Annotated in this window: 16 protein-coding genes; 9 read left to right on the plus strand and 7 right to left on the minus strand. The window is 71.5% G+C overall.

Annotated features, from left to right (window positions below; translation table 11 throughout):
* The first annotated feature begins 12 nt into the window (after nt 1-12).
* The 6 genes from EBE87_RS29660 (at nt 13) to EBE87_RS09575 (ending at nt 7179) form a co-directional block, all read left to right on the plus strand.
* Nucleotides 13-816: a hypothetical protein gene (locus EBE87_RS29660; RefSeq protein WP_233560066.1), complete on the plus strand. Its 804-nt coding sequence runs from the start codon at nt 13-15 to the stop codon at nt 814-816.
* Nucleotides 800-1402: a CDP-alcohol phosphatidyltransferase family protein gene (locus tag EBE87_RS09555; RefSeq protein ID WP_233553546.1), complete on the plus strand. Its 603-nt coding sequence runs from the start codon at nt 800-802 to the stop codon at nt 1400-1402. Before EBE87_RS29660 ends, EBE87_RS09555 begins: the two co-directional genes overlap by 17 nt.
* A 79-nt stretch (nt 1403-1481) precedes the next feature.
* Nucleotides 1482-2675 carry an AI-2E family transporter gene (locus EBE87_RS09560; protein ID WP_233553548.1) on the plus strand — a complete coding sequence of 398 codons (1194 nt, stop codon included), beginning with the start codon at nt 1482-1484 and terminating at the stop codon, nt 2673-2675.
* Between the two features lie 3 nt (nt 2676-2678).
* A complete protein-coding gene (locus EBE87_RS09565) occupies nt 2679-3413 on the plus strand; it encodes a P-loop NTPase family protein (RefSeq protein WP_122139972.1) in 735 nt (244 codons plus the stop codon).
* Complete coding sequence (locus EBE87_RS09570) at nt 3355-5646, plus strand: RNA degradosome polyphosphate kinase (protein ID WP_408887706.1); 2292 nt, start codon at nt 3355-3357, stop codon at nt 5644-5646. Before EBE87_RS09565 ends, EBE87_RS09570 begins: the two co-directional genes overlap by 59 nt.
* A 24-nt stretch (nt 5647-5670) precedes the next feature.
* Nucleotides 5671-7179 carry a Ppx/GppA family phosphatase gene (locus tag EBE87_RS09575; RefSeq protein ID WP_120640182.1) on the plus strand — a complete coding sequence of 503 codons (1509 nt, stop codon included), beginning with the start codon at nt 5671-5673 and terminating at the stop codon, nt 7177-7179.
* A 274-nt stretch (nt 7180-7453) separates the two neighbouring features.
* Here the strand turns inward: EBE87_RS09575 and EBE87_RS09580 are convergent, their stop codons facing one another.
* Together EBE87_RS09580 and EBE87_RS09585 are read right to left on the minus strand one after the other, a co-directional pair.
* On the minus strand, nt 7454-8227 hold the full coding sequence (locus EBE87_RS09580) for an inositol monophosphatase family protein (RefSeq protein WP_120640181.1): 774 nt from the start codon (nt 8225-8227) through the stop codon (nt 7454-7456).
* Complete coding sequence (locus EBE87_RS09585; RefSeq protein ID WP_120640180.1) at nt 8227-8763, minus strand: c-type cytochrome; 537 nt, start codon at nt 8761-8763, stop codon at nt 8227-8229. Before EBE87_RS09585 ends, EBE87_RS09580 begins: the two co-directional genes overlap by 1 nt.
* Nucleotides 8764-8953: 190 nt before the next feature.
* Here EBE87_RS09585 and EBE87_RS09590 point away from each other — a divergent pair, with 190 nt between their 5' ends.
* Nucleotides 8954-9808 (plus strand): prephenate dehydratase, encoded by an 855-nt coding sequence (locus EBE87_RS09590; RefSeq protein ID WP_120640183.1) that lies wholly within the window; start codon nt 8954-8956, stop codon nt 9806-9808.
* Nucleotides 9809-9845: 37 nt separating this feature from the next.
* On the opposite strand, the gene dut is transcribed toward EBE87_RS09590, so the two are convergent.
* Both dut and coaBC read right to left on the minus strand, forming a co-directional pair.
* Entirely contained in the window at nt 9846-10295 is a 450-nt protein-coding gene (dut, locus tag EBE87_RS09595; RefSeq protein ID WP_120640179.1) for a dUTP diphosphatase, read from the minus strand.
* Nucleotides 10296-10305: 10 nt separating this feature from the next.
* Nucleotides 10306-11514: a bifunctional phosphopantothenoylcysteine decarboxylase/phosphopantothenate--cysteine ligase CoaBC gene (gene coaBC, locus EBE87_RS09600; protein ID WP_120640178.1), complete on the minus strand. Its 1209-nt coding sequence runs from the start codon at nt 11512-11514 to the stop codon at nt 10306-10308.
* 217 nt (nt 11515-11731) lie between these two features.
* Between coaBC and EBE87_RS09605 the strand changes: the two genes are divergently transcribed.
* Complete coding sequence (locus EBE87_RS09605) at nt 11732-12037, plus strand: hypothetical protein (protein ID WP_120640177.1); 306 nt, start codon at nt 11732-11734, stop codon at nt 12035-12037.
* A gap of 76 nt (nt 12038-12113) precedes the next feature.
* Here the strand turns inward: EBE87_RS09605 and EBE87_RS09610 are convergent, their stop codons facing one another.
* From EBE87_RS09610 to rpe, 3 genes are all read right to left on the minus strand, one after another.
* Complete coding sequence (locus EBE87_RS09610; RefSeq protein WP_120640176.1) at nt 12114-13226, minus strand: glycosyltransferase family 4 protein; 1113 nt, start codon at nt 13224-13226, stop codon at nt 12114-12116.
* Between the two features lie 220 nt (nt 13227-13446).
* A complete protein-coding gene (locus EBE87_RS09615; RefSeq protein ID WP_199726493.1) occupies nt 13447-15093 on the minus strand; it encodes a heparinase II/III family protein in 1647 nt (548 codons plus the stop codon).
* Complete coding sequence (gene rpe / locus EBE87_RS09620) at nt 15093-15764, minus strand: ribulose-phosphate 3-epimerase (RefSeq protein ID WP_120640629.1); 672 nt, start codon at nt 15762-15764, stop codon at nt 15093-15095. Before rpe ends, EBE87_RS09615 begins: the two co-directional genes overlap by 1 nt.
* A gap of 164 nt (nt 15765-15928) precedes the next feature.
* On the opposite strand from rpe, the gene trxA reads away from it, so the two are divergent.
* Nucleotides 15929-16261: a thioredoxin TrxA gene (gene trxA, locus EBE87_RS09625; protein ID WP_120640628.1), complete on the plus strand. Its 333-nt coding sequence runs from the start codon at nt 15929-15931 to the stop codon at nt 16259-16261.
* Nucleotide 16262: the final 1 nt, after the last annotated feature.

The raw sequence follows: 16262 nt of genomic DNA on the forward strand, positions 1-16262 counted from the left end.
CAAGGGGGCGGAATGCAACATTTTCGGCGGCTGGCTGCAACTGCTGTCATCACGGGCCTGCTCGGCATGCCGCTTCTGGCAGGCGCACAGGAGGGTGGCGGCGGCTTCGTGCAACGCGGCGTGACGGTGGAAACCACCGCCGAGAACTCCGTGATCGCCCGCACCAAGGCGCTCGCCGCCGCGCAGCGTCAGGCCTATGAAAAAATGGCGAGCGAGCTGGGTTTCAGCCGCAGCGCCTCCGATTCCCAGATCGAGTCGATGGTGGACAGCATCATCGTGGAGCAGGAGCGCGCCACCCGCACCGGCTACAACGGCCGGCTGACGGTGAATTTCAACCAGCGCAAGGTCTCCAACTTCGCCGGCCTCAGCACGGGCGGCGGCGGCAGTGCCACGGCCGAGGCCGGGGGCGGCGGGGCCGGCATGCCTTCCTCCTCCTCCTATGTCGCGCCGCCGGTGGTGCCGACCAACCAGGCCTTCAACCCGGCCGCCGCCTTCGTGGAGACGGTGGCGCATTTCAACAGCATGCCGGAATGGCTGGACCTGCGCCGCCGCCTGCTGGGCAGCCCGGAGGTCAGCTCGGTCGACATCGTCGCCATCGCGGTGGATGGCGCCCGGCTGCGCCTGGGGCTGCGGATGCAGCCGGCCGAGGCGGCGCCGGGCCTCGCCAGCCGTGGCATCGTGCTGCAGCAGGCCGGCGGCATCCCGCCCGCCGGGCAGCCAAGCGTGCTGGCGCCGCCGGTGCGCATGGGCGCCAGCCCGGTGCCGGTGGCGCAGCCTGGCGCAGCCTGGCACCTCGGCCTTGCCGGCGGCGCCTGAGCCGCGCCTGCCGCCCCCGGTCCGCCCCCCGCATCCCGAGGGGGCGGAAGCCGGACCGCTGACCCTGCCCAACCTGATCACCCTGGCACGGCTCTGCGCCGTGCCGGGCACCATCTGGCTGATCGCCCATGGCCAGTTGGACTGGGCCTTCGTGCTCTTCGCCGCCGCCGGCGCCTCGGACGGCATCGATGGCTGGATCGCCCGGCGCTGGCATCTGCGCTCCACCCTCGGCGCCATGATGGACCCGGTGGCGGACAAGGCGCTGATGACCGGCGCCTATGTCACGCTGGCGATGATCGGCATGATGCCGGACTGGCTGGCCATCATCGTGGTCTTCCGCGACCTGCTGATCACCGGCGGCGTGCTGGTGCTCTGGCTGGCCGGGCATGCGCCGCGCATCCGGCCGCTGATGCTCTCCAAGCTCAATACCCTGATGCAGATCCTCTTCGCCGGGCTGACGCTGTTTGTGGCGGGTTTCGGTCCGGGGCCGGGCCCTGCTATGGAGATGCTGGCCTGGGGCGTGGCCGCCGTGACCATCGCCTCCGGCCTCGCCTATGCCCGGGAAGCGGCGCGCCAGGCGCGTTGAGCCGCCGCGGGCACAAGGCCGGTTGCGCCGCCAGGGCGCGGAGGACGCCGCCCCGGCGGGCGCGTGACACAGGGTGAGCATGACCCCAGAGACCACCAAGCCCGCTCCCCTTCCCGCCAGCCCCGACCTCCGGGCGCGCAGCGCGCGGGGGGAGCCCCGCCTGCCCGCCCCGCCCCTGCCGCCGCCCTTTCCCCGCACCGCGACGCGGGCGCAGCGCATCACCCTGGTGCTGGGGCTGCTGGCCTCCGCGATGTTCCTGCTCTGGCTCTTCTCGGCCATCCTGACGCCCTTCGTGCTGGCCGGCTGCATCGCCTATTTCCTGGACCCGGTGGCGACGCGGATGAACCGCCTCGGCCTTCCGCGCGGCGTGGCGGCGCTGCTGCTGGTGGCGGGATTGATGGCCGCCGCCCTGCTGGCGCTGCTGCTGCTCTACCCGCTGCTGATCGCCCAGGTCGGCACCCTGCTGGCGCGGCTGCCCAATTATGTCGCCGGCATCGGCAGCGCCATCCAGGAGGGCATGGCGGCGCTGGAGAAGCGCTTCGGGCCGGAGGTGATGGACACCCGCCTGCGGGACCTCGCGGTCAGCCAGGTGGGCGCCATCCTGTCCTTCATGGGCACGGCGGCGACCCGGGTGATCGGCGGCGGCTATGCGCTGCTCTCGGTCTTCACCCTGGTGGTGGTGACGCCGGTGGTGGGCTTCTACCTGCTGCGGGACTGGCCGCGCATCATGCGCCGCATCGAGAGCTGGCTGCCCCGCCGCTATGCCCGCACCCTGCGGCAGCTGGCGCAGGAAACCGACCGCGTGCTCTCCGCCTGGCTGCGCGGGCAATTGCTCTGCTGCGCGCTGCTCTGCGTCTATTACGCCATCGGGCTCTCCGCCGTGGGGCTGGAGCTGGGGCTGATCCTGGGCCTGACCTCGGGCGTGCTGAGCTTCATTCCCTATGTCGGCTCCATGACCGGGCTCGGCACCGCGCTGCTGCTGGCACTGGGGCAGTTCGGCACCTGGGAAGGCGTCGGCATGGTGGCCGCCGTCTTTGTCACCGGGCAGATCGTCGAGGGCTACATCATCTACCCGCGCCTGCTGGGGCACCGGGTGGAGTTGCATGCCGTCTGGGTCATCTTCGCCCTGTTTGCCGGCGGCGTGGCCTTCGGCTTCCTGGGGGTGCTGCTGGCGGTGCCCATGGCGGCGGCGCTGGGCGTGCTGGCCCGCTACTGGCTGCGGCGCTACCTGGAAAGCCCGCTCTACCTCGACCCGCCCCGCACCGGGAGCTGAGCCTTGGACACCCAGCGCCAACTGGCCCTGCCGCTGGACCTGCCCCAAAGCTTCGCCGGTGAGGTGCTGCCGGATTCCTCCAATGCCGAGGCCATGGCCTGGCTGGGGCAGGAGGCGCGCTGGCCGGCGCACCGCCTCGCCCTCTTTGGCCCGGCCGGGGTGGGCAAGTCCCACCTGCTGCGGCAGGAGGCGACGCGGCGCGGCTGGCGGGTGCTGCAGGGCCCGGCGCTCTCCGGCGTGCCGGAACCCGCCCCCACCGCGCTGGACGACGCCGATTGTGTGACGGATGAGGAAGCGCTCTTCCACCTGATCAATGCCTGCGCCGCCGCCGGCCTGCCGCTGCTGCTGGCCGGCCGCACCCCGCCCTCCCGCTGGCCGGTGAGGCTGCCGGACCTCGCCAGCCGGCTGCGCGCCACCGCCACCGCCGGCATCGCCGAACCCTCCGCGCAACTGCTGGCCAGCCTGCTGGCGCGGGATTTCTCCGAGCGGCAGCTGATCGTGCCCGCTGGCGTGCAGGAGTGGCTGCTGGCCCGCCTGCCGCGCGAGGCCGCCGCCGTGGCCCGCGCGGTGGAGCGGCTGGACCGCGCCGCACTGGCCGCCGGCGGCGCCGTCACCCGCGGCCTGGCCCGCGCCGCCCTGGCCGACTGGCCCGGCTTCAGCGCCGATGCTCTTCATTTTCATGACGTTTCCGCGGCGGAGGCCGCTCTTCCCTCCCCGGCCACACCCGCCTTGTTGTAGGCTGGCGGGCATGGATGCCACCGCCGCCACCCATTCGCCCGCCCCGCCCGCCGAACCGGCCGAAGCCGCCGCCATCGCCGCCGATGCGCCGGCCCGCTTCATCAACCGCGAATTGTCCTGGCTGGACTTCAACGCCCGCGTGCTGGAGGAGGCGGAGAACCCCAAGCACCCGCTGCTGGAGCGGCTGCGATTCGTCGCCATCTCCGCCTCCAATCTCGATGAATTCTATTCCGTCCGCGTCGCCGGGCTGGTGGGGCAGGAACGCGCCGGCATCTCCCCCTCCTCCCCCGACGGGCTGACGCCGGGGCAGCAGCTGGTGGCCATCCATGCCCGCGCCGCCGCGCTGGTCGAAGGCCAGCACGCCGCCTGGCGCAACCTGCGGGGCGAGCTGCGGGAGGCCGGCATCGGCGTGGTGGCGGTGGAGGAGCTTTCGGAAGCCGACCGCCGCTGGCTGGAAGGCTGGTTCCTGGAGCGCGTCTTCCCCGTGCTGACGCCGCTGGCGGTGGACCCGGCGCATCCCTTCCCCTTCATCGCCAACCTGGCGCTCTGCATGGTGCTGAAGCTGGTGCGGGAGGAGGATGGCGGCATCATGCGCGCCCTGCTGCCGGTGCCGCCGCAGATCGACCGTTTCATCCGCCTGCCGCCGACCGAGGACGTGCCGAACATCACCGCCGGCACCGGCCCCATCCGCTTCGTGCTGCTGGAGGAGCTGATCGGGCTGTTCCTGCACCGCCTCTTCCCCGGCTACATCAATGTCGAGCAGGGGCTCTTCCGCCTGATCCGCGACACGGACGTGGAATTCGAGGAAGAAGCCGAGGACCTCGTCCGCTCCTACGAGACGGCGCTGAAGCGGCGCCGGCGCGGCCGCGCCATCCAGCTGGCCGTCGATGCCCGCATGGCCGCTGACCTGGTGGACTTCGTGGCCGAGGAACTGGACGCGCCGCGCGCCGAGCTGTTCATGGTCGATGGCCTGCTGGGCATGGCGGACCTGAAGCAGCTCATCGTGGACGACCGCCCCGACCTGCTCTTCACGCCCTATACCCCCCGCTTCCCCGAGCGCATCCTGGATTTCGGCGGCGACTGCTTCGCCGCCATCCGCGCCAAGGACATCGTGGTCCACCACCCCTACGAGAGCTTCGACGTGGTGGTGCAGTTCCTGCGGCAGGCGGCGCGCGACCCCAATGTGGTCGCCATCAAGCAGACGCTCTACCGCACCTCGCGCGACAGCCCCATCACCCGTGCGCTGATCGAGGCCGCCGACCTCGGCAAGTCCGTCACCGCCATGGTGGAGCTGAAGGCGCGCTTCGACGAGGAACGCAACATCGCCCTCGCGCGCGAGCTGGAAGCGGCCGGGGTGCAGGTGGTCTTCGGCTTCGTGGACCTGAAGATCCACGCCAAGATGTCGCTGGTGGTGCGGCGGGAAGGCGGCTCGCTCCGCTCCTACGCCCATTTCGGCACCGGCAACTACCACCCCATCACGGCCCGCATCTACACCGACCTCAGCTTCTTCACCGCCGACCCCGGCCTGACGCGGGACGCGCAGAAGCTGTTCAACTACATGACCGGCTATGCCCGGCCGGAGACCATGGACGGGCTGGCCTTCGCGCCGCTGACCATCCGCCCGGCGCTGATGGGGCTGATCGAGCAGGAGATCGCCTTCGCCCGCGAGGGCAAGCACGCCGGCATCTGGCTGAAGATGAATTCCCTGGTGGACGAGGCGCTGATCGACGCGCTCTACCGCGCCAGCCGCGCGGGCGTGAAGATCGAGTGCATCGTGCGCGGCATCTGCTGCCTGCGCCCCGGCGTGCCGGGCATGAGCGAGAATATCCGGGTGAAGTCCATCATCGGCCGCTTCCTGGAGCATTCCCGCGTGCTGGTCTTCGGCAATGGCCACCGCCTGCCGTCCCGCCGCGCCCGTGTCTTCATCTCCTCGGCCGACTGGATGGCGCGCAACATGGACTGGCGCGTCGAGACCCTGGTGCCGGTGGAGAACCCCACCGTGCATGCCCAGATCCTGGACCAGATCATGGTGGTGAACCTGAAGGACACCGCCCAGTCCTGGCAATTGCATGCCGACGGGCACTGGCGCCGGCTGGATGAAGGGCCCAACCCGGTCTCCGCCCACAACTATTTCATGACCAACCCATCCCTGTCCGGGCGCGGCAGCGCGTTGCATCGTGCACCACGCAATGCCACACCCCGGCGGCGCCAGGATCGCGTCGCCCAGGATTAACGCCCGCCACCGAGGACTTCACGCTTGGACTTACCGGAGACCGCCACCCTCCCCGCCACATCCGGTCATCCGCCCCGCTGCGGCGTCGTGGATCTCGGCTCCAACTCGGTGCGCCTGGTGGTCTTTGAAGGACGTGGGCGCAACCCGCTGCCGATCTTCAATGAAAAGGCCGTGCTCGGCCTCGGGCGCGGGCTGCAGACCACCGGCAAGCTGAACGAGGCGACGGTGCCGCAGGCCCTGACCGTCATGGCCCGCTACCACGAGGTCGCCCGCGCCATGGGGGCGGAGCCGGTGCAGGTGCTGGCCACCGCCGCCATGCGCGACGCCGCCAACGGCCCCGATTTCGCCGCCGCGCTGCAGGAGCACATGCCCGGCGTACCCATCCATATCCTGACCGGGGAGGAGGAGGCGCGCCTTTCGGCCGAGGGCGTGCTGATGGGCTTCCCCGGCGCCGACGGCATCCTGGGCGACCTCGGCGGCGGCTCGCTGGAGCTGGTGGAGCTGAACCGCGGCGCCATCGGCCGCATGGTCTCCCTGCCCCTCGGCGCCATCCGCCTCTCCGACCGCGCGGGCGGCGACGTGGCCCGCGCGCGCGGCATCGCCGAGGAGGAGCTGGCGCAGGTGCCCTGGCTCTCCGAGGGCCGTGACCGCGACCTTTACCTCGTCGGCGGCGCCTGGCGCGCGCTGGCCAAGATCCATATCGCCCAGACCTCCTACCCGCTCTCCATCGTCCACCACTACGTGCTGCGGCGGGACGAGGCGCGCGACCTCTGCGGTCTGCTGATCGCCGCCACCCGCCGCACGCTGGAACGCATCCCCGGCGCCCCCGGCAAGCGCCTGCAGGACCTGCCCTTCGCCGCCGTGGCGCTGCGCCGGCTGCTGCGCGCCACCGGTGCCCGCCGCGTCGTCTTCAGCGCCAACGGCATGCGGGAAGGCTGGTACGCCCGGCAAATCCCGCCGGAAGCGCGGGCGCTGGACCCGCTGCTCTGCGCCGGGCAGGAAATGGCAGCCCGCTATGGCCGCGACACCGACATGCCCCAGGCCCTGGTGGACTGGACCGCGCCGATCTGGACCCAGGAAAGCCCCGCCGACGAGGCATTGCGCCAGGCTGCCTGCTGGCTCTCGGATATCGGCAGCCACGACCACCCGGACTACCGTGCCGAGCAGTCCTTCCTGCGCGTGCTGCGCCAGCCCGGCATCGGCCTGGACCACCACGAGCGCGCCTTCCTGGCCCTGACCATCGCCCTGCGTTACGAGCCGGAAGCGGATGCCGCCTTCCTCACCCCGGCCCGCATGCTGCTGGATACCGGCGCCATGCGGCGGGCGGAGATGCTGGGGGCGGTGCTGCGGCTGGCCTATACCCTCTCCGGCGGCACGCCGGCCCTGCTGGCACGCACCTCGCTGCATGTCTCCGGCGCCACGCTGACCCTGCGGCTGACCGGCGGCGGCGTCTTCGCGGGCGACAGCGTGCAGCGGCGCGTGGAAACCCTGGCGGCGACGCTGGGGATGGAAGGGAAGGTCGACCCCGGCTGAAGGCAGGCCAGGGGCGCCGCCCCTGGACCCCGCCGGGGTGGAAAGTCCACCCCGGACCCCGCTGCGAGTTTTTTCCGGAGCCTTGGGGTGTCTGGCGGCAGGCCAGCCGGCGGAGCCACGGATTCCTGAAGGCCACATGGGCTGAACCCGCAGTCGCCGGAGGTCATGGACCTTCGGCGGAACCGCCTGGCCGCGAGTTGAAAACAGATGGCGGGGTCTGGGGTGACACTGTCACCCCAGCGGGGTGGTCTGGAGGGGCGGAGCCCCTCCGGCCTCACGCCGCCAGCAGCGCCACGATTTCCGGCAGCAGCGCCGGGTCTCCCACCGCGATCACCTGCCCCGGCCCGTCCAGCCGCAGTGGTTGGCCCTGCCAGTCGGTCAGGCGGCCGCCGGCGGCTTCCACCACCGGGGCCAGGGCGACCCAGTCCCAGGGCTTCAGGTCGCTTTCGACCACCGCATCCACCAGCCCGAGCGCCAGCAGGCCGAAGCCGTAGCAATCGCCACCCCAGGTGACGCGGCGCGCGGCCTTCCGCACGCGGTCGAAGCGCGGGGCTTCATCGGGCGTGAACATGTCGGGGCTGGTGCAGGAGAGTTCGGCCTCGGCCAGCCGGGCGCAGGGGCGGCTGCCGGGGGTGCCGCCCAGCGGGCCGCGGAAGCGCAGCGGCTCCCCGGCCACGCCGATCCAGCGCTCGCCGGTGGCGGGCTGGTCGATCAGCCCCAGCACCGGGCGGCCGTGGTGCATCAGGCCCAGCAGGGTGCCGAAGATGGGGCGGCCGGTGACAAAGGCGCGGGTGCCGTCGATCGGGTCCACCACCCAGACATATTCGGCCTCGGCGGCGGTGGGGCCGTATTCCTCGCCCAGGATGCCGTGCTCGGGGAAGCGCTCGGCCAGCAGGGCACGGATGGTGCGCTCGGCACCCTTGTCGGCTTCCGTCACCGGGCTGGCATCACCCTTGGCTTCCACCAGCAGGCGGGAACGAAAAAGGGGGCGGATGACCGCCCCCGCCGCATCGGCGGCCGCCTCGGCGGCCGCGATGAAGTCCCGCATCAGGGCAGCGGCTGCGGATTGCCGGACAGCGTGCGCAGATAGGCGATCACGTCCGCGCGCTGCTGCACGTTGCTGATGCCGGCGAAGGCCATGCGGGTGCCGCGGATATAGCGCGCGGGGCCGGCCAGGAAGTGGTTCAGCTCCTCGTAGCCCCAGGGCTTGTCCTTCAGGCCAGCCATGGCGGGCGAGTAGTTGAAGTCCGGGCGGTGGGCATGCGGCCCGCCGACCACGCCATAGAGGTTCGGGCCGACCTTGTTGGCCTGGCCTTCCTCGAAGGTATGGCAGGCTGAGCAGAGGCGGCCGGCGATCTGCTTGCCGTTGTCCACATTGGCGGCGGCCAGCAGCGGCGAGATATCGGCGATGGCTGGCGCTTCCTGCGCGGGGGCGCCACCGGCAGCCGGCACGCCCTCGATGGCGATGGCCGTCTTTTCCAGGCGCTTCGGGTGCACGACCTGCTGGCCAATGAAGCCCGCCACCATGAAGGCGATGCCCGCCGTCAGCACGGCTGCAAATGCCTTGTTAGCCTCCAAGCTCATGCCGGCGTCCGTTCCCTGAATGTATGGCACCTTAGAGCCCGACGCGTTTGCGCCGAACCGGGGCCTCGACTAGAAGCGGTCGGACCATAATGGCAGAGGCCCTCCGCTTCAACCCGTGTGCACCGCGGCGCCACCGGAGAACGGCGAGTGCCGGCCAAAGTGGGATCTTTGTGCACGGATGGTGAATGAGATGAGCGGTGTGATCGCGTTCCAGGGCATGCCCGGGGCTTATTCCGACCTGGCCTGCCGCGCCGCCTATCCAGGCTGGACCACCCTGCCCTGCCCCTCCTTCGAGGCCGCCATGTCCGCCGTGCGCGAAGGCCGGGCCGAGCTGGCCATGCTGCCCTGCGAGAATTCGCTCGCCGGCCGCGTGCCCGACATCCACCGCCTGCTGCCCGACTCGGGCCTGCATGTGGTGGGCGAGCATTACGAGCGGGTCGAACACTGCCTGCTGGCCCATAAGGGCGCCAGCCTCGCCTCCATCCGCCGCGTCCATAGCCACCCAATGGCGCTGGGCCAGGTGCTGAACCTGATTCGGGACATGAAGCTGGAGCCGGTGATCGAGGCCGATACCGCCGGCGCCGCCAAGCTGCTGGCCGAGGCCCATAGCCTGGAGGACGCGGCCGTCGCTTCCTCCCTGGCCGGCGAGATCTACGGGCTGGACATCCTGGCCCGCAATGTCGAGGACTCGGCCGACAACACCACCCGCTTCTATGTCATGGCGCGGGAGCCCCGGCCGCTGCCGGCGGGCACCGCGCGGGCGGTGACCACCTTCGTCTTCCGCGTCCGCAACATCCCGGCGGCGCTCTACAAGGCGCTGGGCGGCTTCGCGACCAATGGCGTGAACATGACCAAGCTGGAAAGCTACATGCTGAACGGGCGCTTCACCGCCACGCAGTTCCTTTGCGACGTGGACGGCGACCCGGCGGAGCCCGGCCTGCGCCGCGCGCTGGAGGAACTGGCCTTCTTCTCCCGCGAAATGCGCGTGCTGGGCACCTACCCGGCCAGCCCGCACCGGCTGGAGCACGGGCTGGAAGCAGACTGAGGCCGGGGCCAAGGGGCGGCGCCCCTGGCCTGCCCCCTCAGTGCCCGGTGCTGCCGAAGCCGCCCGCGCCGCGCGCCGTTTCCGGCAACTCGTCCATCTCGGCCCAGGCTGCCCGCACCACCGGCGCCACCACGCCCTGGGCGATTCGCGTGCCGCGTTCCACGGTGAAGGGCTCGGCCCCGGTGTTCAGCACGATCACGCCGACCTCGCCGCGGTAATCCTCGTCGATGGTGCCGGGGCTGTTGGGCAGGGTGATGCCGTGCTTCAGCGCCAGGCCGGAGCGCGGGCGCACCTGCAACTCATAGCCCTCGGGCAGCGCGATCTGCAGGCCGGTGGGCACCAGGGCGCGGCCTCCCGGTGGGATCACCATGGGCTCGCGCACGGCGGCCAGCAGGTCGAAGCCGGCGGCGCCGGTGGTGGCATAGCTGGGCAGCGGCAGGCCTTCGGCATGCGGCAGGCGGCGGACGGCAATGGTCACGGTGCTCATGCGGCGGCCTCTAGCGCGTCGCGGCCAGAGGCTCCAGCGCCTCCGCCACCCGGGCGGCGAGGCGGCGGGCCACTTCCTCCTTGGGCAGGCGCGGCCAGTCCTCGACTCCGGCGGCGGTGACCAGATGCACGGCATTCTCGGCGCCGCCCATCACGTCGCCGGAAACGTCATTGGCCACGATCCAGTCGCAGCCCTTGCGGGCGCGCTTGGCGATGGCGTTGGGCACCACATTCTCCGTCTCCGCCGCGAAGCCCACCACCAGGCCGGGGCGCATGGCATGGGTGGAAAGGGTGGCCAGGATGTCGGGGTTCAGCGCCAGTTCCAGCGGCGGCGGGGCCTCGCCGGGGATCTTCTTCAGCTTCTGCCCGGCCTCGCGCGCTGTGCGCCAATCGGCCACGGCGGCGGCGCAGATGGCGGCATCGGCGGGCAAGGCGGCCTCGCAGGCGGCCAGCATCTCGCGCGCGCTTTCGATTCGCACCACCGTGACGCCCACCGGGTCCGGCTGCGTCACGGGGCCGGAGACCAGGGTGACGCGCGCGCCCAGCGCCGCCAGGGCGCCAGCGATGGCATGGCCCTGCTTGCCGCTGGAGCGGTTGGCGATGTAGCGCACCGGGTCGATCGGCTCATGCGTCGGGCCGGAGGTCACCAGCACATGCCGCCCCGCCAGCGGGCGCGGGCCGGCCAGGATGGCCTCGATGGCGGCGAGGATTTCCTCGGGCTCGGCCAGGCGGCCGGGGCCGCTCTCGGCTTCGGCCATGGCGCCGTCATTGGGGCCGATGCTGCGGATGCCGCGCGCGGCCAGCAGCGCCATGTTCGCGCGGGTGGCGGGGTGGGCCCACATGGCCCAGTTCATCGCGGGGGCCACCAGCACCGGGCGATCGGTCGCCAGCAGCAGCGTGGTGGCCAAGTCATCGGCCAGGCCATGCGCCATGCGCGCCAGCATATTGGCCGAGGCGGGCGCCACCACCACCAGGTCCGGCATCCGCGCCAGGCGGATATGGCCGCGCTCGGCTTCCTCGGCCAGCGACCAGAGGTCCTGCTGCACCGCCTCCCCCGCGATGGCCTGCAGGGCATGGGGGGTGACGAAGCGGGCGCCGCCCTCGGTCAGCACGGGGGTGACCTGGGCGCCGGCCTTACGCAGCAGCCGCACCAGCGCCAGGGCCTTGAAGGCCGAGACGCTGCCGGAGACGATCAGGAGAATGCGCTTGTCGGCGAGCATGGCCGCCACGCTAGCCGCTGGCCGGGCAGGCCGGAAGAGTGGGCGTGGCGCCGCCGCGCGGGCCTGCGCCCTCGCGTAAAATTGTCAGGCTTTGGCCATCGGCGGCGCAAATACCAACCATTGCCGTAGGAAATTGGCCAAGCTTGCCGCGATGCCTCATGAAGCAGGCAAGCGAATGGCGCAGAGCCATTCAAAGCACTCAAGGATAATAAGAAAAATGTTCCGCAAGGTTATTCTGTCCGCCATCCTCGCCACCGGCACCGCGGGCGCCGCCGTGGCCCAGGAGCCGCTGACCATTCTCGGCACGGGCGAGAACTTCGCCGTCGAATACTCCAATGATGGCGGCAATATTCTGGGCGGCGGCGCCGTGCAGGTGATCGGCAATGGCGAAGGCGCCGTGTACCGCCACGCCCCCAATGCCCCGGCCCAGGGTGGCTACCTCCCCCGCGTGGTCGGCAATGGCGAGAGCGCCCGCATCGTCTATTCGCCGGCACCCGTGGCGGATTACGCCCCGCGCGGCTGAGGCCACCCTTCCCCCCGCGCCATCCAGATCCCCCTCCGGATGCAGGCCGGCCGCCCCAGGCCGGCCTTGCGCGTTTTCAGAGGCCCATCAGGTCCAGGGTGCGGGCCACCACCTTGGCCTCGTCGAAATGCGCCAGGGCATAGCGGCGCCCGGCCTCGCCCATACGGACGCGCAATGCAGGGTCGGCGGCCAGCGCCGCGATGGCCTGGGCCAGCGGCTCCACCGTGCGGGGCGGCACCAGCAGGCCGGTCTCACCCGGCAGCACCTGCTCACGCGGGCCGCGGATATCGGTAGCCACCACCGGCAGGCCGCTCAGCATGGCCTCAATGACGGACATCGGCAGGCCCTCGAAATGGCTGGGCAGGCAGAAGATATCCGCCGCCGCCAGCACATCCGGGATGTCGTCCCGGTAGCCCAGCCGCACCAGCCGCCGCCCCAGCACGCGCTCGGCCCGGGCGAAATCCTCCGCCATGTCGGGGCCATGGTCCGAGTCGAGCCGGTTGCCCACCACCCAGAGCGTGGCATTCGGCACCTGCTCCATGGCCCGCAGCAGCTCCACATGCCCCTTGTGGCGCACGATGCGGGAGACGATCACCACCACGCAGTCTTCCGGCGCCGCGCCCAGTTCCGCCCGCAGCGCCGCCCGCGCCGCCGGGTCGGGCGCCGCGAAGCGCGCCGGGTCCCGCCCATTGCCGATGCCCACCGCATGCCGCGCAATGCCGAGGCGCCGGGCATCCGCCGCTTCCTCCTGGCTCACGGTCATGAAGACATCGGTGGCGCGGCCGCCGATCCATTCCAGCCCCAGCGCCAGTCCCTTCCGCCAGGCCGGCCCGGGCTGGTTGAACAGGAAGCCATGGCCGGTATAGGCGATACGCGGCACCCCCGCCGCCTTGGCCGCCGCCCGCGCCAGCAGGCCGGAGATGGGCATGTGCCCATGCACCAGGTCGAACTTCTCCGCCCGGAAGATATCCAGCAGCGCCTTGAAGGCGCGCGCCTGCGCCAGCGGGTTCAGGCTGCGCGCCATGGGCACCGGGATCATGCGGAAGCCCTCGGCGCGCGGGACCTCCAGCATCGGGCCATCGGCGCAAAGGCCCACCACCTCATGCCCGCGCGCGCGCGCGCCGCGCATCAGCGGCAGCACGAAATGGCGCATGGAGAAATCGACGTTGCAGACTTCGGCAATCTTCATGAGCCGTGGCGCCAGGGGAGAATGAATTCTCCCCCGGACCCCCTCTTCTTTTCTTTTTTCGAGTTTGGCGGCGCGTCAGGGAATCGGCCGCCGGAGCATGCAAAGGGCCAAGCGGGTGCCGCCGCAGGCGCACCCGTGAACCCGAAGAAGAAGGAGGGGGCCTGGGGGAGTTCGCTCCCCCAGCCTTCTCCGCCCGGCCAACCCAGGTGCAAGGCCCGCCTCAGCCCTCTCCGGCCGGCTGCGGCAGGTTCACCCGGCTCAGCGCCCATTGGACGGAGGCGATGCCGGCCTCAGCCGTCAGCACCACCTGGCTGCTGCGGCGTGGCTCGCCCGCCATGAAGACGCTTTCCTCTAGCCCGGCCTTGGCCCGGCTGGCGCGCAGGCGCCAGGAAGCGCCGGAAGGCAGGCGCAGCAGCACCGCGTTCTCGTCTTCCTGCAGGCTGGCGACGATGCCGGGATGCAGGTGGAAGCGGATGGCGAAGGCAGGTGTATCCTCGCCCTCCACCGCATCCTCGCCGCGCAGGTCGTCGCCCGATTCGGAGAGGTAGAGACGGCGGCGGTGGATGACGCCGAAGCCCTTCTTGTAGCCGTCGTGGCTGGCATCCAGCCACTGTGCCCCATTGGCTTCCTGGCGCTCGGCCTCCACCGACTCGACCCGGCGGCCGAGGCCGTCGTCCTTCAGCTCGCTGCTGTTGGTGTCCGACAGCGTCAGGGTGGAATGCGCGGCGGTGGAGCGCAGCGCGTCCCGCCAGGCGGCCTCGGCCGCGGGCGCCGCGCCGCAATTGACGATGACGCGGTCCCGGCCCACCGAGAGTTCGAAGGAGAGCGTGCCGGCGCCGTGCAGCCGGTCGGCATGGCGCGGCAGGCCGGCGGGGCCGCTGGAGGGGCCGCGCTGCGCTTCCGGCGGCGCGCCGCAATCCACGATCACCAGGGTGCGGCCTGCCTGCAGGCGCTGGAAGCCGGCCTCGCCCAGGATCAGCGGCGCGCGGCCACGGGCCTGCCCCTGGGTCAGCACCAGGTCCACCAGGGCCGCGCCTTCGTCCCGCGTGCCGTTGAAGAGCGCCAGCCCGCCATCGCCATGGCGGAACAGCCGCAGCGCGGGCGCGGCGCGGTCCAGCGCCAGGCCCAGATGCGGCGGCGCCTCCAGCCCGGCGCCATGGATGAGGTTGCGGATCTCGATCAGGTCCTGCACCGCCAGCAGGAGCTGGGCGGGGCTGCGCTCGACATGCGCGCCGTCGGGCAGGATCTGGCGGTCGATCTCGGCCGGCAGCAGGCGCAGGCAGCGGGAGATCCAGGCTTCCTCGGCCAGGGCCACGGCGGCGGCGAGGCCGCCCTTCAGCGCCGCGAGCGCGCCGCGATGGCCGCATTCATCCGGCAGGCCCGCCACCAGCACGCGGGCATCCTGCGCCAGCCGCACCATGATGGCGCGGCGGAAGCCGTCCTCGGCGGTGGCGGCCAGGAAGTCCCAGTGCCCCAGCCAGGCGGAGATGCGGGTGCCCACCACCTCCGGCACCACGGCCATGGCTTCCTGCGCGCCATTGGCCAGCCAGTCGGCGGCCAGGTCGCGCGCGCGCAGCCGGGCGCCGTCGGTGCCGAGCGCCCGCAGGTCCCGCAGCCAGGTGAAGCCATGCACGGCGGCGCGCCAGGCCGGCGGCCCTCCGGCCGGGGACCAGCCCTGGCCGCCTTCCTGGATCAGCATCAGCGGCCGGGTGCTGCCCTGCACCTCGCATTCGCCGCGCAGCAGGCGCTGGCCGCGCGCGGCATCGCCGGGCCAGAGGTCGCGGAAGGCGCGCGCCGGCGCCTCCGGCACCTTGACCGGCTTGAGCCCCGCGACAACCTTGCGCGCCCCGCGCAGCCAATCCGACATCAGGCAACCATTCCGCTGGGTTGGCGCAGCGCCGCGATGGCGGCGGCGTAATCCGGCTTGCCGAAGACCGCCGTGCCGGCGACCAGCGTATCCGCCCCGGCCTCGACGCAAAGCGGCGCCGTCGCGGCGGTCACGCCACCGTCGATCTGCAGGTGGATGTCGCGGCCGCTGGCATCGATCATGCGGCGGATCTCGGCGATCTTGGGCAACTGGGAGTGCAGGAAGGACTGGCCGCCGAAGCCGGGGTTCACCGTCATCACCAGCACCAGGTCCAGCAGGTCCATCACCGGGGCCAGGACACTGGCCGGCGTGCCCGGGTTCAGCACCACGCCCGCCTTCTTGCCCAGTGCCCGGATGGTCTGGAGCGAGCGGTGCAGGTGCGGCCCGGCCTCGGGATGCAGGGAGATCAGGTCCGCCCCCGCTTCCGCGAAGGCCGCGAGATAGGGGTCGGCCGGCGCGATCATCAGGTGCACGTCGAAGGGGAGGCTGCAATGCTTGCGCAGCGCCTTCACCACGGCGGGGCCGAAGGAGATATTGGGCACGAAATGCCCGTCCATGATGTCGAGGTGCAGCCAGTCCGCGCCGGCGGCCTCGATGGCCGCCACTTCCTCGCCCAGGCGGGCGAAATCGGCGGCGAGCAGGGATGGGGCAATGATCAGGGGGCGTGTCACGCCAGTGTTTATGCCTCCCACAACAGAGCCGAACAAGCAGGCCCCCCCGGCTTTCCGCCACCGCATGACGATGGCTTGACCAGCGGGGCCGCCGACACGACTTTCTACCCGACTCAAAGCGGGGGGTGGCTCCCCGCCATCCGCCTGCGAAAGGACGACAACACATGAGCGAACTGACCAAGCCTGTCAGCGACGACAGCTTCAAGACCGACGTGCTGCAGGCCTCCGGCCCCGTGCTGGTGGATTTCTGGGCCGAGTGGTGCGGCCCCTGCCGCATGGTGGCGCCGATCCTGGACGAGATCGCCAAGGACTACGAAGGCCAGCTGACGGTGGCCAAGGTGAATATCGACGAGAACCCCGTGACGCCGAACGACTACGCGGTGCGCGGCATCCCCACCATGATCCTGTTCAAGGACGGCAAGCCGGTGGAGACCAAGGTCGGCGCCCTGCCGAAGAGCCAGTTGAAGGACTGGATCGCCGGCGCGCTGGCGAAGTAAC

The organism is Teichococcus wenyumeiae, from assembly GCF_003696345.1.
Classification (GTDB): Bacteria; Pseudomonadota; Alphaproteobacteria; order Acetobacterales; family Acetobacteraceae; genus Pseudoroseomonas; species Pseudoroseomonas wenyumeiae.